At 65.9% G+C, this 15,970-nt stretch carries 13 protein-coding genes and 1 tRNA gene; all 14 read left to right on the top strand.

The genetic code is table 11. The features are described from left to right. Positions 1 to 102, top strand: a 102-nt coding sequence (locus HNQ70_RS19750; RefSeq protein WP_484573264.1) for an EF-Tu C-terminal domain-related protein, incomplete at its 5' end; no start/stop codon positions are given. 18 nt (positions 103 to 120) lie between these two features. Continuing rightward, positions 121 to 196, top strand: a tRNA-Trp gene (locus HNQ70_RS19745). Between the two features lie 47 nt (positions 197 to 243). After that, on the top strand, positions 244 to 627 hold the full coding sequence (gene secE / locus HNQ70_RS19740) for a preprotein translocase subunit SecE (protein ID WP_183970805.1): 384 nt from the start codon (positions 244 to 246) through the stop codon (positions 625 to 627). Continuing rightward, positions 628 to 1,161, top strand: a complete 534-nt coding sequence (nusG, locus tag HNQ70_RS19735; RefSeq protein ID WP_183970804.1) for a transcription termination/antitermination protein NusG — start codon at positions 628 to 630, stop codon at positions 1,159 to 1,161. Positions 1,162 to 1,301: 140 nt separating this feature from the next. After that, positions 1,302 to 1,733, top strand: coding sequence for a 50S ribosomal protein L11 (gene rplK / locus HNQ70_RS19730; RefSeq protein ID WP_183970803.1), 432 nt, complete (start codon positions 1,302 to 1,304; stop codon positions 1,731 to 1,733). Continuing rightward, on the top strand, positions 1,734 to 2,441 hold the full coding sequence (gene rplA / locus HNQ70_RS19725) for a 50S ribosomal protein L1 (protein ID WP_183970802.1): 708 nt from the start codon (positions 1,734 to 1,736) through the stop codon (positions 2,439 to 2,441). Between the two features lie 316 nt (positions 2,442 to 2,757). Further along, entirely contained in the window at positions 2,758 to 3,285 is a 528-nt protein-coding gene (gene rplJ, locus HNQ70_RS19720) for a 50S ribosomal protein L10 (RefSeq protein WP_183970801.1), read from the top strand. A gap of 63 nt (positions 3,286 to 3,348) precedes the next feature. Further along, positions 3,349 to 3,729 carry a 50S ribosomal protein L7/L12 gene (gene rplL, locus HNQ70_RS19715; protein ID WP_183970806.1) on the top strand — a complete coding sequence of 127 codons (381 nt, stop codon included), beginning with the start codon at positions 3,349 to 3,351 and terminating at the stop codon, positions 3,727 to 3,729. Positions 3,730 to 3,885: 156 nt separating this feature from the next. Continuing rightward, on the top strand, positions 3,886 to 8,007 hold the full coding sequence (gene rpoB / locus HNQ70_RS19710) for a DNA-directed RNA polymerase subunit beta (protein WP_183970800.1): 4,122 nt from the start codon (positions 3,886 to 3,888) through the stop codon (positions 8,005 to 8,007). Between the two features lie 29 nt (positions 8,008 to 8,036). Further along, a complete protein-coding gene (gene rpoC, locus HNQ70_RS19705; RefSeq protein ID WP_183970799.1) occupies positions 8,037 to 12,287 on the top strand; it encodes a DNA-directed RNA polymerase subunit beta' in 4,251 nt (1,416 codons plus the stop codon). A gap of 216 nt (positions 12,288 to 12,503) precedes the next feature. After that, positions 12,504 to 12,881 carry a 30S ribosomal protein S12 gene (gene rpsL / locus HNQ70_RS19700; RefSeq protein WP_183970798.1) on the top strand — a complete coding sequence of 126 codons (378 nt, stop codon included), beginning with the start codon at positions 12,504 to 12,506 and terminating at the stop codon, positions 12,879 to 12,881. Between the two features lie 219 nt (positions 12,882 to 13,100). Further along, complete coding sequence (rpsG, locus tag HNQ70_RS19695) at positions 13,101 to 13,571, top strand: 30S ribosomal protein S7 (RefSeq protein ID WP_183970797.1); 471 nt, start codon at positions 13,101 to 13,103, stop codon at positions 13,569 to 13,571. 155 nt (positions 13,572 to 13,726) lie between these two features. After that, on the top strand, positions 13,727 to 15,835 hold the full coding sequence (gene fusA, locus HNQ70_RS19690; protein ID WP_183970796.1) for an elongation factor G: 2,109 nt from the start codon (positions 13,727 to 13,729) through the stop codon (positions 15,833 to 15,835). 40 nt (positions 15,836 to 15,875) lie between these two features. Next, positions 15,876 to 15,970, top strand: a 95-nt coding sequence (locus HNQ70_RS19685) for a GTP-binding protein (protein WP_005434227.1), incomplete at its 3' end; no start/stop codon positions are given.

Here is a 15,970-nt window from a genome sequence, read left to right as displayed (position 1 = left end):
ACGCTGATCGCCCCGATCGCGATGGAGCAGGGTCTGCGCTTCGCGATCCGCGAGGGTGGCCGCACCGTCGGCGCCGGCGTCGTCGCCAAGGTCATCAAGTAAGTCGTTCGCGTTTTCCGCAGGGGCATAGCTCAACTGGCAGAGCGTCGGTCTCCAAAACCGAAGGTTGGGGGTTCGATTCCCTCTGCCCCTGCCAATTTCTCAGGGTCGCGCGCCAGCGCGGCGCAACCGGGCCAGAAAAGCATGTCGAACCAGACTGTCGAAACCGTCGTGAGCCCCGCAGACCGATTCAAGGTCGTGCTTGCGGCCGGCGCGGTGGTTGCCGGTCTGGTCGGCTTCTACGTCCTGTCGGGTCAGCCGGCAATCGTGCGGCTGGCTTCGGTGCTCGTCGGCCTCGCGGCTGGTGTGGCGATCGCCTGGTCCTCAGGGCCGGGTCAGCGTTTCTTCGCCTTCGCGAAGGATTCCTGGTCCGAGGCGCGCCGGGTGGTCTGGCCGGATCGCAAGGAAACCACGCAGGTCACGCTGATCGTGTTCGCGTTCGTGCTTGCGATGGCGCTCTTCCTGTGGCTGGTCGACAAAACCCTCGAGTGGACCCTGTACGACCTCGTGCTGGGCTGGAAGAAGTAAATGACCAAGCGCTGGTATGTGGTTCATGCTTATTCGGGCATGGAAAAGAGTGTCGCGCGCGCCCTGAAGGATCGGGTGGATCGCGCCGGAATGCAGGAACAGTTCGGGCAGATCCTCGTTCCCACCGAGGAAGTGGTCGAGATGCGCAACGGGCAGCGCACCATCACCGAGCGCCGTTTCTTCCCGGGCTATGTGCTCGTCGAGATGGAAATGACCGACGAGAGCTGGCACCTGGTGAAGAGCACCGCCAAGGTCACCGGCTTCGTCGGCGGGCAGGGAAACCGGCCCGCGCCGATCTCCGACAAGGAGGTCGAGAAGATCATGTCGCAGATGCAGGAGGGGGTCGAGAAGCCCCGCCCGAAGGTGCTTTTCGAGGTGGGCGAGCTGGTCCGCGTGAAGGATGGTCCGTTCACCGACTTCAACGGCAACGTCGAGGAAGTGAACTACGAGAAGAGCCGCGTGACCGTCTCGGTCACCATCTTCGGTCGGGCCACCCCGGTCGAGCTCGAGTTCGGTCAGGTCGAGAAGGTCTGACGCCCGCATCGCGGGCGCCGTCGGGCGTCCGCCAAGGCTTTCGCAGGCGCGCCGCCCGGTGCGTCCGTGACAAGAGGAGCGCAAGTAGCCCCGGCAACGGTCCGAAAGCGCGTTTGAACTCAAACCAGGAGTAGCCACACATGGCGAAGAAGATTGTCGGCTTTGTCAAGCTGCAGGTCCCGGCTGGCAAGGCAAATCCCGCGCCCCCCATCGGTCCCGCGCTGGGCCAGCGCGGCCTCAACATCATGGAGTTCTGCAAGGCGTTCAACGCGCAGACCCAGGGGTTGGAGCCCGGCCTGCCGATTCCGGTGGTGATCACCGCGTACGCGGACAAGAGCTTCACCTTCATCATGAAGACGCCGCCTGTGACGGTGCTCATCAAGAAGGCCGCGAAGATCGACAAGGGTTCCGCGAAGCCCCATACCGACAAGGTCGGCAAGATCACCCGCGAACAGGCCGAGGAAATCGCCAAGACGAAGATGCCCGACCTCACGGCGGCGGATCTCGATGCGGCGGTCCGCTCGGTTGCGGGTTCGGCGCGCAGCATGGGCATCACGGTGGAGGGTCTGTAAATGGCAAAGGTTTCCAAGCGCGCCAAGGCGCTCGCGGCCAAGGTCGATCGTCAGAAGCTCCACACGCTGGCCGATGCGCTGGCGCTGGTGCGCGAGTGCGCGAACGCGAAGTTCGACGAGTCGATCGACGTGGCTGTCCAGCTCGGCGTCGACCCCAAGAAATCCGACCAGGTGGTTCGCGGCGCAGTCGTGATGCCGTCGGGTACCGGCAAGACCGTCCGTGTGGCTGTGTTCACGCAGGGTCCGAAGGTTGAAGAGGCCAAGGCGGCCGGCGCCGACGTGGTCGGCATGGACGACCTGGCCGAGCAGGTCAAGGCCGGCAACCTGAACTTCGACGTGGTGATCGCGTCGCCCGACGCGATGCGCGTTGTGGGCACACTGGGCCAGATCCTCGGTCCGCGTGGCCTGATGCCGAACCCGAAGGTCGGCACGGTCACGGCGGACGTCGCCACCGCGGTCAGGAACGCGAAGGCCGGTCAGGTCCAGTACCGCACCGACAAGTCCGGCATCATCCACGCCGGCGTGGGGCGCGCGTCGTTCCAGGTCGAGGCGCTCGAGACGAACATCCGCGCGCTGGTCGAGGCGCTGAATCGCGCTCGACCGACCGCTTCAAAGGGCATCTACCTGCGCAAGGTGGCGGTGTCGAGCACGATGGGCATTGGCGTTCGCGTCGATCCCGCCGCGTTCTCCGCTGCCTCGGCGGGCTGAGCCGCTGACAGCAGGACTTTGGGCTGCCGCCGCAGCCAAGGGGTCGCCGGGTTTCCGGTGACGCCAGGAGGCGACGGCAAGTTGTCAAAGACCGCAGGGAGCCAGGACCGGAACAGGCGCAAGCCCGCATTCGGCCAGCGGCTTCAAATGCCGGGCGCAGCTCGCTGCTGCCTCCGGCACCCTGCGCAGATGGCGGTCCCGAAGAGGGTTTCACCGGTCGCTTCCCTGTGGAGCGACCGAAGGCTCGAAATCGGTCGCCGTATCAAGGCGGGTGCGAGGGCTTTTTGCCCGAACCCCATTTCCTAGGAGCTGGACCATGGGTCTCAACCGTAGCGAAAAGGCGGTGGTGGTCGAGGAGATCGGTGCGAAGATCGCCGATGCCCAATCGATCATCCTCGCCGAGTACCGTGGTCTGGAAGTCGATGCGATCACCGTTCTGCGCCGCAAGGCGCGTGAATCGGGTGTGTCCCTGCGTGTGTTGAAGAACACGCTGGCGCGCCGCGCGGTGGCCGGAACGCCGTTCGAGGGCCTCGCCGACCAGATGGTCGGCCCCCTCCTGTACGGCATTTCGACCGACCCCGTGGCCGCCGCGCGCGTGCTCAACGACTTCGCCAAGGGCAATCAGAAACTGGTCCTGAAGGCCGGCGCGATGAGGGGTTCGCTCCTCGACGCCGATGCCGTGAAGGCCCTGGCGACGATGCCCAGCCGCGACGAGCTGCTTGCAAAGCTGCTCGGCACGATGCAGGCGCCCATCGGTCAGTTCGTCCGTACGCTCAACGAGGTCCCCGGCCGGTTCGTCCGCACGCTGGCAGCCCTCGAGAAGCAGAAGGCCGAAACTGCCTGATCCGGGCAACGACTTTCAGAAGACACAATCCAACCGTTCGATCGATTTTTGGAGTCTGGAAAAATGGCACTGAGCAAAGAAGAGATTCTCGACGCCGTCGCCGGCATGACCGTGCTTGACCTGTCGGATCTGATCAAGATGATGGAAGACAAGTTCGGCGTGTCGGCTGCTGCCGCCGCCGTGGCTGTCGCCGCCCCTGCCGCCGGCGCCGCCGCTGCGGCCGTCGAGGAGCAGACCGAGTTCTCGGTCGTGCTGCTGGCCGCTGGCGAGAAGAAGGTCGAAGTCATCAAGGTCGTCCGCGCCGCCACCGGCCTGGGCCTGAAGGAAGCCAAGGACGTCGTCGACGGCGCTCCCAAGGCCGTCAAGGAAGGCATCGCCAAGGCCGACGCCGAGGCGCTGAAGAAGCAACTGGAAGATGCGGGCGCGAAGGTCGAGCTGAAGTAACTTGCTCGTTCTTGCTGCATCCCACCCGGAAGCCGCCTGCCCCGTGCAGGCGGCTCCGGGTTTTCGCGTCTTTGCGGGGCCTGAGGTCTGCCTGAGCGCCGTCTTCGCGCCGGCCGGCAGGCAATCCCCAGTCTCTGCGTGACCCACGGAGTGTTCATGGTCCACACCTCTGCTTACTCGTTCACCGAGAAAAAACGCATCCGCAAGAGCTTCGCAAAGCGCCGCGTTGTCCTCGATGTGCCCTATCTGCTCACCACCCAACTCGAGTCGTACCAGCAGTTTCTGCAGGCTGGCGCCGATCCGATGCAGCGCGTCCCCGAGGGGCTGCAGGCCGCCTTCACCTCGATCTTCCCGATCGTCTCGCACAACCAGATGGCGCGGCTCGAGTTCGTCAGCTACATGCTCGGCAACCCGGCCTTCGACGTCAAGGAGTGCCAGCAGCGCGGACTCACGTTCTGCGCGCCGCTGCGGGCGCGCGTGCGCCTCGTGATCATGGACAAGGAGGCGGTCAAGCCCACGGTCAAGGAAGTGAAGGAGCAGGAGGTCTACATGGGCGAAATCCCGCTCATGACCACCACCGGCTCGTTCATCGTCAACGGCACCGAGCGCGTGATCGTCTCGCAGCTGCACCGTTCGCCTGGCGTGTTCTTCGAGCACGACCGCGGCAAGACGCACAGCTCGGGCAAGCTGCTGTTCTCGGCGCGCATCATTCCCTATCGCGGTTCCTGGCTCGACTTCGAGTTCGACCCGAAGGACGTTCTCTTCTTCCGCGTCGACCGTCGCCGCAAGATGCCGGTCACGATCCTGCTCAAGGCCATCGGCCTGACGCCGGAGCAGATCCTCGCGCACTTCTTCGTGTTCGATACCTTCCAGCTGATGAGCGAAGGCGCTCAGCTCGAGCTGGTGCCGGAGCGCCTGCGTGGCGAGATCGCCCGTTTCGACCTCGTCGACAAGGAAGGGCAGGTGATCGTCGCGCGGGACAAGCGCATCAACGCCAAGCACATCCGCGAGCTTGATGCCGCCGGCATGAAGCGCGTCTCCGTGCCCGAGGACTACCTGCTGGGCCGCGCGCTGGCGCACAACGTGATCGACGCCGAAACCGGCGAGGTCGTCGCCAAGGCGAACGACGAGATCACCGAGGAAGTGCTGCGCAAGATGCGCGACGCCGGCGTCAAGGAGTTCCGCGCGCTCTACACCAATGACCTCGACCAGGGCCCGTACATCTCGCAGACCCTGCGTCTGGACGACACGGCCGACCGGACCGCTGCCCGCATCGCAATCTACCGGATGATGCGTCCCGGCGAGCCGCCCACCGAGGACGCAGTCGAGGCCCTGTTCAACCGGCTGTTCTACAGCGAGGACGCCTACGACCTCTCCAAGGTCGGCCGGATGAAGTTCAACCGCCGTGTGGGCCGTGACGAGCTGGTCGGCGCGATGACGCTGACCGACGACGACCTGCTCGCGGTCATCAAGATCCTGGTCGACCTGCGCAACGGCAAGGGCGAGATCGACGACATCGACCACCTCGGCAATCGCCGCGTGCGCTGCGTGGGCGAGCTGGCCGAGAACCAGTTCCGCGCCGGTCTGGTGCGCGTCGAGCGCGCGGTCAAGGAGCGTCTCGGCCAGGCCGAGACCGAGAACCTGATGCCGCACGACCTGATCAACAGCAAGCCGATCAGCGCTGCCATCCGCGAGTTCTTCGGGTCCAGCCAGCTGTCGCAGTTCATGGACCAGACCAATCCGTTGTCCGAGATCACGCACAAGCGCCGCGTCTCGGCGCTGGGCCCGGGCGGCCTGACGCGCGAGCGCGCCGGCTTCGAAGTCCGCGACGTGCACCCGACCCACTACGGCCGCGTGTGCCCGATCGAGACGCCCGAGGGCCCGAACATCGGCCTGATCAACTCGCTGGCGCTGTACGCCCGCCTGAACGAGTACGGCTTCCTCGAGACGCCGTACCGGAAGGTGGTCGACGGCAGCGTCACCGACGAGATCGACTTTCTCTCGGCGATCGAGGAGGGTCGCTACGTGATCGCGCAGGCCAACGCCGCGATGGACGAGACCGGCCGCCTTACCGGCGACCTCGTGTCGGTGCGCAAGGCCGGCGAGACCGAGCTGACCGGTCCCGAGCACGTGCAGTACATGGACGTCGCCCCGACCCAGATCGTGTCGGTGGCCGCGTCGCTGATCCCGTTCCTCGAGCACGACGACGCCAACCGCGCGCTGATGGGCTCGAACATGCAGCGCCAGGCGGTGCCCTGCCTGCGTCCCGAGAAGCCCGTGGTGGGCACCGGCATCGAGCGCACCTGCGCGGTCGACTCCGGCACCGTCGTCACGGCGCTGCGCGGAGGCACCGTCGACTACGTCGACGCCAACCGCGTCGTGGTCCGGGTCAACGACAACGAGGCCGCGGCAGGCGAAGTCGGCGTCGACATCTACAACCTGATCAAGTACACCCGCAGCAACCAGAACACGAACATCAACCAGCGCCCGATCGTCAAGAAGGGCGACGTGATCGCCAAGGGCGACGTGGTGGCCGACGGCGCGTCGACCGACCTCGGCGAGCTCGCGCTGGGCCAGAACATGATGGTCGCGTTCATGCCCTGGAACGGCTACAACTTCGAGGATTCGATCCTGATCTCGGAGCGCGTGGTGTCCGACGACCGCTACACCTCGATCCACATCGAGGAGCTGTCGGTGCTGGCGCGCGACACCAAGCTCGGGCCCGAGGAGATCACCCGCGACATCTCCAACCTGTCCGAGTCGCAGCTGGGCCGTCTCGACGAGTCCGGCATCGTCTACATCGGCGCGGAGGTCCAGGCGGGCGACACCCTGGTCGGCAAGGTCACGCCCAAGGGCGAGACCCAGCTGACCCCCGAGGAAAAGCTGCTGCGCGCGATTTTCGGCGAGAAGGCTTCCGACGTGAAGGACACCTCGCTGCGCGTGCCGTCGGGCATGAACGGCACGGTCATCGACGTCCAGGTCTTCACGCGTGAAGGCATCGTCCGCGACAAGCGCGCCCAGTCGATCATCGACGACGAGCTCAAGCGCTACCGGCTCGACCTCAACGATCAGCTGCGCATCGTCGAGAACGACGCGTTCGCGCGGATCGAGCGCCTGCTGATCGGCAAGGTCGCCAATGGCGGCCCGAAGAAGCTTGCCAAGGGCACCGCGGTCAGCGCCGACTATCTCGCCGAGATGGATCGCCATCAGTGGTTCGAGGTGCGCCTGGCCGACGAGACGGCCGCCGGCCAGCTCGAGGCCCTGAAGGACTCCATCGAGCAGAAGCGCCACTCCTTCGACCTCGCGTTCGAGGAAAAGCGCAAGAAGCTCACGCAGGGCGACGAACTGCCCCCGGGCGTGCTGAAGATGGTCAAGGTCTACCTGGCCGTCAAGCGCCGCCTGCAGCCTGGCGACAAGATGGCCGGCCGCCACGGCAACAAGGGCGTTGTGTCGCGCATCGTTCCGGTCGAGGACATGCCCTACATGGCCGACGGCACTCCGGTCGACATCGTGCTGAACCCGCTGGGCGTCCCCTCGCGGATGAACGTCGGCCAGATCCTCGAGACGCACCTGGGCTGGGCGGCCAAGGGCATCGGCCTGCGCATCGGCGAGATGCTTCGTCACCAGGCGGGCGTGGCCGCGATGCGCACCCTGCTCGAGGAGATCTACAACGGCAGCGGGCAGTCGGCTGACATCGCCGGCATGACCGACGACGAAGTCCTCGAGCTTGCGGACAACCTCAGGAACGGCGTGCCGTTCGCGACGCCGGTCTTCGACGGCGCCTCCGAGGCCGAGATCCGCCGGATGCTCGACATCGCTTACCCGACCGACGACCCCCGCACGAAGCTGATCGGCTTCACGCCGACCAAGACCCAGGTCACGCTGCACGATGGGCGCACTGGCGATGCATTCGACCGTCCGGTCACGGTCGGCTACATGCACATGCTGAAGCTGCATCACCTGGTCGACGACAAGATGCACGCGCGCTCCACCGGACCGTACTCGCTGGTCACCCAGCAGCCGCTGGGGGGCAAGGCCCAGTTTGGCGGCCAGCGCTTCGGCGAGATGGAGGTCTGGGCGCTTGAAGCTTACGGCGCCGCCTACACGCTGCAGGAGATGCTGACCGTCAAGTCCGACGACGTGAACGGCCGGACGAAGGTCTACGAGAGCCTGGTCAAGGGCGAGCACACGATCGAAGCCGGCATGCCGGAGTCGTTCAACGTGCTGGTCAAGGAGATCCGCTCGCTGGGCATCGACATCGACCTCGAGCGCAACTGACACGCCGCGCAGGAAACTAGGAGCACCCAATGAAAGCTTTGCTCGATCTGTTCAAGCAGGTTCAGGAAGAAGAGCATTTCGACGCGATCAAGATCGGACTTGCATCGCCCGAGAAGATCCGGTCCTGGTCGTACGGCGAGGTCAAGAAGCCCGAGACCATCAACTACCGCACCTTCAAGCCTGAGCGTGACGGCCTGTTCTGCGCGAAGATCTTCGGTCCGATCAAGGACTACGAGTGTCTGTGCGGCAAGTACAAGCGCCTGAAGCACCGGGGCGTGATCTGCGAGAAGTGCGGCGTCGAAGTGACGCTGGCCAAGGTGCGCCGCGAGCGCATGGGTCACATCGAACTGGCCAGCCCGGTGGCGCACATCTGGTTCCTGAAGTCGCTGCCGTCGCGCCTGGGCATGGTGCTCGACATGACGCTGCGCGACATCGAGCGCGTCCTGTACTTCGAGGCCTACGTGGTCATCGAGCCCGGCATGACTCCGCTCAAGCGCGCCCAGATCATGACCGAGGACGACTTCCTCGCGAAGACCGAGGAGTACGGCGACGAGTTCCGCGCGATGATGGGCGCCGAAGGCGTTCGTGAGCTGCTGCGCACGATCAACATCGATCGCGACATCGAGCAGCTGCGCCGCGACCTCGAGGCCACCGGCTCCGAGGCCAAGATCAAGAAGCTCGCCAAGCGCCTCAAGATCCTCGAGGGCTTCCAGCGTTCGGGAATCAAGCCCGACTGGATGGTCATGGAGGTGCTGCCGGTGCTGCCGCCGGAGCTGCGCCCGCTGGTGCCGCTGGACGGCGGCCGCTTCGCGACTTCCGACCTGAACGACCTGTATCGCCGGGTCATCAATCGCAACAACCGCCTCAAGCGCCTGCTCGAGCTGAAGGCGCCCGAGATCATCGTGCGCAACGAGAAGCGCATGCTGCAGGAGTCGGTCGACTCGCTGCTGGACAACGGCCGTCGCGGCAAGGCCATGACCGGCGCGAACAAGCGCGCGCTGAAGTCGCTGGCCGACATGATCAAGGGCAAGGGCGGCCGCTTCCGGCAGAACCTGCTCGGCAAGCGCGTCGACTATTCCGGCCGTTCGGTGATCGTGGTGGGCCCGCAGCTCAAGCTGCACCAGTGCGGCCTGCCCAAGCTGATGGCGCTCGAGCTGTTCAAGCCCTTCATCTTCAACAAGCTCGAGACGATGGGCGTTGCGACGACCATCAAGCAGGCGAAGAAGTACGTCGAGACGCAGGAGCCGATCGTCTGGGACCTGCTCGAGGAGGTGATCCGCGAGCACCCGGTGATGCTGAACCGCGCGCCCACGCTGCACCGCCTCGGCATCCAGGCCTTCGAGCCGGTGCTGATCGAGGGCAAGGCGATCCAGCTGCATCCGCTGGTCTGCGCCGCGTTCAACGCCGACTTCGACGGCGACCAGATGGCAGTGCACGTGCCGCTGTCGATCGAGGCGCAGCTCGAGGCGCGCACGCTGATGCTCGCGTCGAACAACGTGCTGTTCCCGTCCAACGGCGAGCCCTCGATCGTCCCCTCGCAGGACATCGTGCTGGGTCTCTACTACACGACCCGCGAGAAGATCAACGGCAAGGGCGAGGGAATGCACTTCTCCGACCTGGCCGAGGTGCAGCGCGCCTACGACAACCAGGAGGTCGAGCTTGGCACCAGGGTGCTGGTCCGCATGCCGCACTACACCCGTGACCGCGAAACCGGCGAGATCTCGAGCGAGATCAAGCGGGTGCAGACCACCGTGGGCCGGGCCCTGCTGTCCGAGATCCTGCCCAAGGGCCTGCCCTTCGACTTCATCAACAAGTCGCTGAAGAAGAAGGAGATCAGCAAGCTGATCAACGCATCCTTCCGCCGCTGCGGCCTGCGCGACACGGTCATCCTGGCCGACAAGCTGATGCAGAACGGCTTCCGGCTCGCCACGCGCGCCGGCATCTCGATCGCGATCGACGACATGCTGGTGCCGACGCAGAAGACCGTGATCCTCGCCGAGGCAGAGCGCGAGGTGAAGGAGATCGAGCAGCAGTACACCTCGGGTCTGGTGACCCAGGGCGAGCGCTACAACAAGGTGGTGGACATCTGGGGCCGCGCCGGCGACGACGTCGGCAAGGCGATGATGGACCAGCTGCGCACGCAGAAGGTCATCGACAGCGAGGGCAACGAGGTCGACCAGGAGTCCTTCAACTCCATCTACATGATGGCGGACTCCGGCGCCCGCGGTTCGGCTGCCCAGATCCGCCAGCTCGCCGGCATGCGCGGCCTGATGGCCAAGCCCGACGGCTCGATCATCGAGACGCCGATCACGGCGAACTTCCGTGAGGGCCTCAACGTCCTGCAGTACTTCATCTCCACCCACGGCGCCCGCAAAGGCCTGGCCGACACGGCGCTGAAGACCGCGAACTCGGGCTACCTGACCCGCCGCCTGGTCGACGTCACGCAGGATCTGGTGGTCACCGAGGACGATTGCGGCACCCCCAACGGTGTCGCGATGAAGGCGCTGATCGAAGGCGGCGAGGTCATCGAGGCGTTGCGCGACCGGATCCTGGGCCGCACCGCCACGGTCGACGTCGTCAACCCCGAGAGCCAGGAGACGGTGTACGAGGCCGGCACGGTGCTGGACGAGGACGCTGTCGAGAACATCGAGGCCCTGGGCATCGACGAGGTGCGCGTGCGCACTCCGCTGACCTGCGAGACGCGCTACGGCCTGTGCGCCAAGTGCTACGGCCGGGACCTCGGCCGCGGCGTGCTGGTGAACTCCGGCGAGGCGGTCGGCGTGATCGCGGCCCAGTCGATCGGCGAGCCCGGCACCCAGCTGACGATGCGGACCTTCCACATCGGCGGTGCGGCGTCGCGCGCGGCGGTCGACAGCTCGGTCGAAGCGAAGTCGAACGGCACCGTGCGGCTGACGCCGACGATGCGCCTGGTCACCAATGCCCGTGGCGAGCAGATCGTGATCTCGCGCTCCGGCGAGGTGATGATCAACGACGACAACGGCCGCGAGCGCGAGCGCCACAAGGTGCCCTACGGTGCGATCCTGCTGCTGCGCGACGGCGATCCGGTCAAGGCCGGCGCCCAGCTCGCCACCTGGGATCCGATGACGCGCCCGATCATCACCGAGTACACGGGTCGCATCAAGTTCGAGAACGTCGAGGAAGGCTCCACGGTTGCGAAGCAGATCGACGATGTCACCGGTCTTTCGACCCTGGTGGTCATCGACGCCAAGCGCCGCAGCACCATCGCAGCGCGGACCGTCCGCCCGCAGGTCAAGCTGATCGGCGAGGACGGCGAGGAGGTGAAGATCGCCAACACCGATCACGCCGTGACGATCAGCTTCCCGGTCGGCGCGCTGATCACGGTGCGCGACGGCCAGGAGATCGGCATGGGCGACACCCTGGCGCGGATCCCGCTCGAGTCCCAGAAGACGCGCGACATCACCGGCGGCCTGCCGCGGGTGGCCGAGCTGTTCGAGGCGCGTTCGCCCAAGGACGCCGGCATGCTCGCCGAGGTCACCGGCACCACCTCCTTCGGCAAGGACACCAAGGGCAAGCAGCGCCTGGTCATCACCGACCTGGACGGCAACGCTCATGAGTTCCTGATCCCGAAGGACAAGAACGTGCTGGTCCACGACGGCCAGGTGGTGAACAAGGGCGAGATGATCGTCGACGGTCCGGCCGACCCGCACGACATCCTGCGCCTGCTCGGGATCGAGGCGCTGGCGCGCTACATCGTCGACGAGGTCCAGGACGTCTACCGCCTGCAGGGCGTGAAGATCAACGACAAGCACATCGAGGTGATCGTCCGCCAGATGCTGCGCCGCGTGCAGGTGACCGATGCGGGCGAGACCCGCTTCATCACCGGCGAGCAGGTGGAACGATCCGACCTGCTCGACGAGAACGACAAGGCCCGTGCGGCCGGCAAGCGGGAGTGCAGCTACATCAACCTCCTGCTCGGCATCACCAAGGCCTCGCTGTCGACCGACTCGTTCATCTCGGCGGCCTCCTTCCAGGAGACCACCCGGGTGCTGACCGAGGCGGCAATCATGGGCAAGCGCGACGACCTGCGCGGGCTGAAGGAGAACGTCATCGTCGGCCGCCTGATCCCGGCAGGTACCGGCCTGGCCTACCACCGCGCCCGCAAGACGCGGGAGCAGACCGAGGCCCAGGAGCAGGCGGCGCTGGCGCAGGCCGAGGCGGAGGCGCTCTTCTCCGCGCCTCCGGCGGAGCACGAGGCCGAGACGGCGTCGGGCGACGAGGGCTCCGACCTGGGCGCCTGACGGACGCGCGTGCGTGCGGGGCTCCAGTCCCGCACGCACGAGCCTCGCAGGCACCCGCTGCGCGCGCCTCTTCTTGCAACGCGCGCACTTTGAACCTATACTTTCAGGCTTTCCAAATTCGGTCCGGCGCAATCGTTCGCCGGGGCAGGTCGCGGCTGGCGAGGACGGGTGTTCCGTCCGGCCGGCGGGGCCGCTGTCATCACAAGGAAATATCGAATGCCCACGATCAACCAGCTCGTTCGTCAAGGCCGCGAGACGGCCATCACGAAGAGCAAGAGCCCGGCGCTGGAAGACTGTCCGCAGCGCCGCGGTGTGTGCACCCGTGTGTACACGACCACCCCCAAGAAGCCGAACTCCGCGCTGCGGAAGGTCGCCAAGGTGCGCCTGACCAACGGCTTCGAGGTGATCAGCTACATCGGCGGCGAGGGCCACAACCTGCAGGAGCACTCGGTGGTGCTGATCCGCGGCGGCCGGGTGAAGGATCTTCCCGGTGTGCGCTATCACATCGTCCGCGGTTCGCTCGATCTGCAGGGCGTGAAGGACCGGAAGCAGTCGCGCTCGAAATACGGCGCCAAGCGGCCCAAGAAGGCCTGATCGCCGGTCAGCCGGTTTTGGTGGGCGCGAGCGCCGGAGCATTCCGGGCGCTCGCGTTCTTGTTTGTGGCGCGGGTCCGGGGTCGGACTGCGGCGCCAAGTAAGCGGTTGTCCCCGCCGTCGTTCCTGTCCCCGCATTGGGCCGGGCGTGGCGAGTCGGGCAACTCGGCCAGGCCGGGCCATGGGGTCCGGCGGGCAGCTGAAGATAGAGAGGTGTTTGATGCCCCGTCGTCGCGAAGTACCCAAACGCGATATCCTTCCCGACCCGCTTTACGGCAGTGTCGACGTCTCCAAGTTCGTCAACGTGCTGATGCTGGACGGCAAGAAGGCCGTTGCCGAGCGCATGATCTACGGTGCGTTCGAGCAGATCCGCACCCGCTCCGGCAAGGATCCCCTCGAGGCCTTCGGCCAGGCGCTGCAGAACTGCCGCCCGATGGTCGAGGTGAAGAGCCGCCGCGTCGGTGGCGCCAACTACCAGGTGCCGGTCGAGATCCGTCCGGTGCGCCGCATGGCGCTGGCAATGCGCTGGCTGCGCGAGGCCGCCAAGAAGCGCGGCGAGAAGTCGATGGGCCAGCGCCTGGCGAACGAGATCATGGAAGCGTCCGAGAACCGTGGTGGTGCCGTCAAGAAGCGTGACGAGGTCCACCGCATGGCGGAGGCGAACAAGGCGTTCGCGCACTTCCGCTTCTGAGTCGGAAGGCTGCCGGCCCGCACCGGGCCGGCAGCGACCGAATCCCTGGGGTGTGCGGCCCAGCGCGGCCGCCTTCCGGCTCCGCCTGTGCCGCGCCGGCCCCGAGAACATCCGGATCCACGAGATCCGGCATCGAAGTCCTGGAGCACTGAATCATGGCTCGCAAAACTCCCATCGAGCGCTACCGCAACATCGGCATCTCGGCGCACATCGACGCCGGCAAGACGACGACGACCGAGCGCATCCTGTTTTACACCGGCGTCAACCACAAGCTGGGCGAGGTGCATGACGGCGCCGCGACCACCGACTGGATGGAGCAGGAGCAGGAGCGGGGCATCACGATCACCTCTGCGGCCGTGACCTGCTTCTGGAAGGGCATGGACCTGTCCCTGCCCGAGCACCGGATCAACATCATCGACACCCCCGGGCACGTCGACTTCACGATCGAAGTCGAGCGCTCGATGCGGGTGCTCGACGGCGCGTGCATGGTCTATTGCGCGGTCGGCGGCGTGCAGCCGCAGTCCGAGACCGTCTGGCGCCAGGCCAACAAGTACGGCGTGCCCCGCCTCGCGTTCGTCAACAAGATGGACCGGATGGGCGCCAATTTCTTCAAGGTCTACGAGCAGATGCGCCTGCGCCTGCGCGCGAACCCGGTGCCCATCGTGGTTCCGATCGGCGCCGAGGAGAACTTCAAGGGCGTCGTCGACCTTCTGAAGATGAAGGCGATCTTCTGGGACGAGTCCTCGCAGGGCATGAAGTTCGAGTACGGCGAGATCCCCGCCGAACTGCTTGCCGACTGCAAGAAGTGGCGCGAGAACATGGTCGAGGCCGCGGCCGAGGCCGACGAAGAGCTGATGAACAAGTATCTCGAGGAGGGTGATCTCCCCGAGGCTCTCGTCATGCAGGGTCTGCGCAAGCGGACCATCGCCGGCGAAATCCAGCCGATGCTGTGCGGCACCGCGTTCAAGAACAAGGGCGTGCAGCGCATGCTCGACGCGGTCATCGAGTTCCTTCCCTCGCCGGTCGACATCCCGCCGGTGCAGGGTCACGACGATCACGATGTCGAGGTGCTGCGCAGCGCCGACGACAAGGAGAAGTTCGCGGCGCTGGCGTTCAAGCTGATGACCGACCCCTTCGTCGGGCAGCTCACGTTCGTGCGGGTCTACTCGGGCGTCCTGAACTCGGGCGATACCGTCCTGAACTCGATCAAGGGCAAGAAGGAGCGCATCGGGCGCATCCTGCAGATGCACGCGAACGAGCGCGCGGAGCTCAAGGAGCTGCATGCCGGCGACATCGCCGCGTGCGTCGGCCTCAAGGACGTCACCACCGGCGAAACCCTGTGCGACCCCGATGCGCCGATCATCCTCGAGCGCATGGAGTTCCCGGAGCCGGTGATCCAGCAGGCGGTCGAGCCCAAGACGAAGGCCGACCAGGAGAAGATGGGCATCGCGCTCGGGCGCCTGGCGCAGGAGGACCCCTCCTTCCGCGTGCGCACCGACGAGGAATCCGGCCAGACGATCATCGCCGGCATGGGTGAGCTTCACCTCGAGATCATCGTCGACCGCATGAAGCGCGAGTTCGGTGTCGAGGCGACCGTGGGCAAGCCCCAGGTCGCCTACCGCGAGACCATCCGCAAGACGGTCGAGGAAGTCGAGGGCAAGTTCATCAAGCAGTCCGGCGGTCGCGGCCAGTACGGCCACGTCGTCCTCAAGGTCGAGCCGCTCGAGGCGGGTGGCGAGAAGAACTTCGAATTCGTCGACGCCATCAAGGGCGGCGTGGTGCCGCGCGAGTTCATTCCCGCGGTGCAGAAGGGCATCGAGGAGACGCTTCCCTCGGGCGTGCTGGCCGGCTACCCGGTCGTGAACGTGAAGGCGACGCTGTTCTTCGGTTCCTACCACGACGTCGACTCGAACGAGAACGCCTTCAAGCAGGCGGGCTCGATGGCGTTCAAGGAAGGCATGCGTCGCGCCAGCCCGGTGCTTCTGGAGCCGATGATGGCGGTCGAGGTCGAGACTCCCGAAGACTACGCCGGCACGGTCATGGGCGATCTGTCGTCGCGTCGCGGCATGGTCCAGGGCATGGAAGACATGGTCGGCGGCGGCAAGACGATCCGCGCCGAGGTTCCGCTGTCGGAAATGTTCGGCTATGCCACCACGCTGCGCTCGCTGACGCAGGGCCGGGCGACCTACACGATGGAATTCAAGCAGTACTCAGAAGCGCCGAAGAACGTGGCCGAGGCCATCATCGCGGCGCGAACCAAGTAATCGCTGTCAATAGGCAACGTTCCCGGACAGGAGAGATCAGATGGCAAAAGGCAAGTTCGAACGTACCAAGCCTCACGTGAACGTGGGGACGATCGGTCACGTGGATCACGGCAAGACGACGCTGACGGCGGCGAT

Source organism: Quisquiliibacterium transsilvanicum, from assembly GCF_014202215.1.
Lineage (GTDB): Bacteria > Pseudomonadota > Gammaproteobacteria > Burkholderiales > Burkholderiaceae_E > Quisquiliibacterium > Quisquiliibacterium transsilvanicum.
The sequence above is the reverse complement of the archived record's forward strand: the minus strand, read 5'-3'. Positions and strand labels throughout refer to the sequence as shown.

What these genes read in the sequence shown, in the direction of transcription:
- rplL (WP_183970806.1), top strand. Translation starts at nt 3,349, where the DNA reads ATGGCACTGAGCAAAGAAGAGATTCTCGACGCCGTCGCCGGCATGACC.
- rplK (WP_183970803.1), top strand. Translation starts at nt 1,302, where the DNA reads ATGGCGAAGAAGATTGTCGGCTTTGTCAAGCTGCAGGTCCCGGCTGGC.
- nusG (WP_183970804.1), top strand. Translation starts at nt 628, where the DNA reads ATGACCAAGCGCTGGTATGTGGTTCATGCTTATTCGGGCATGGAAAAG.
- rplJ (WP_183970801.1), top strand. Translation starts at nt 2,758, where the DNA reads ATGGGTCTCAACCGTAGCGAAAAGGCGGTGGTGGTCGAGGAGATCGGT.
- rpoC (WP_183970799.1), top strand. Translation starts at nt 8,037, where the DNA reads ATGAAAGCTTTGCTCGATCTGTTCAAGCAGGTTCAGGAAGAAGAGCAT.
- rpsL (WP_183970798.1), top strand. Translation starts at nt 12,504, where the DNA reads ATGCCCACGATCAACCAGCTCGTTCGTCAAGGCCGCGAGACGGCCATC.
- fusA (WP_183970796.1), top strand. Translation starts at nt 13,727, where the DNA reads ATGGCTCGCAAAACTCCCATCGAGCGCTACCGCAACATCGGCATCTCG.
- secE (WP_183970805.1), top strand. Translation starts at nt 244, where the DNA reads ATGTCGAACCAGACTGTCGAAACCGTCGTGAGCCCCGCAGACCGATTC.
- rpoB (WP_183970800.1), top strand. Translation starts at nt 3,886, where the DNA reads ATGGTCCACACCTCTGCTTACTCGTTCACCGAGAAAAAACGCATCCGC.
- rplA (WP_183970802.1), top strand. Translation starts at nt 1,734, where the DNA reads ATGGCAAAGGTTTCCAAGCGCGCCAAGGCGCTCGCGGCCAAGGTCGAT.
- rpsG (WP_183970797.1), top strand. Translation starts at nt 13,101, where the DNA reads ATGCCCCGTCGTCGCGAAGTACCCAAACGCGATATCCTTCCCGACCCG.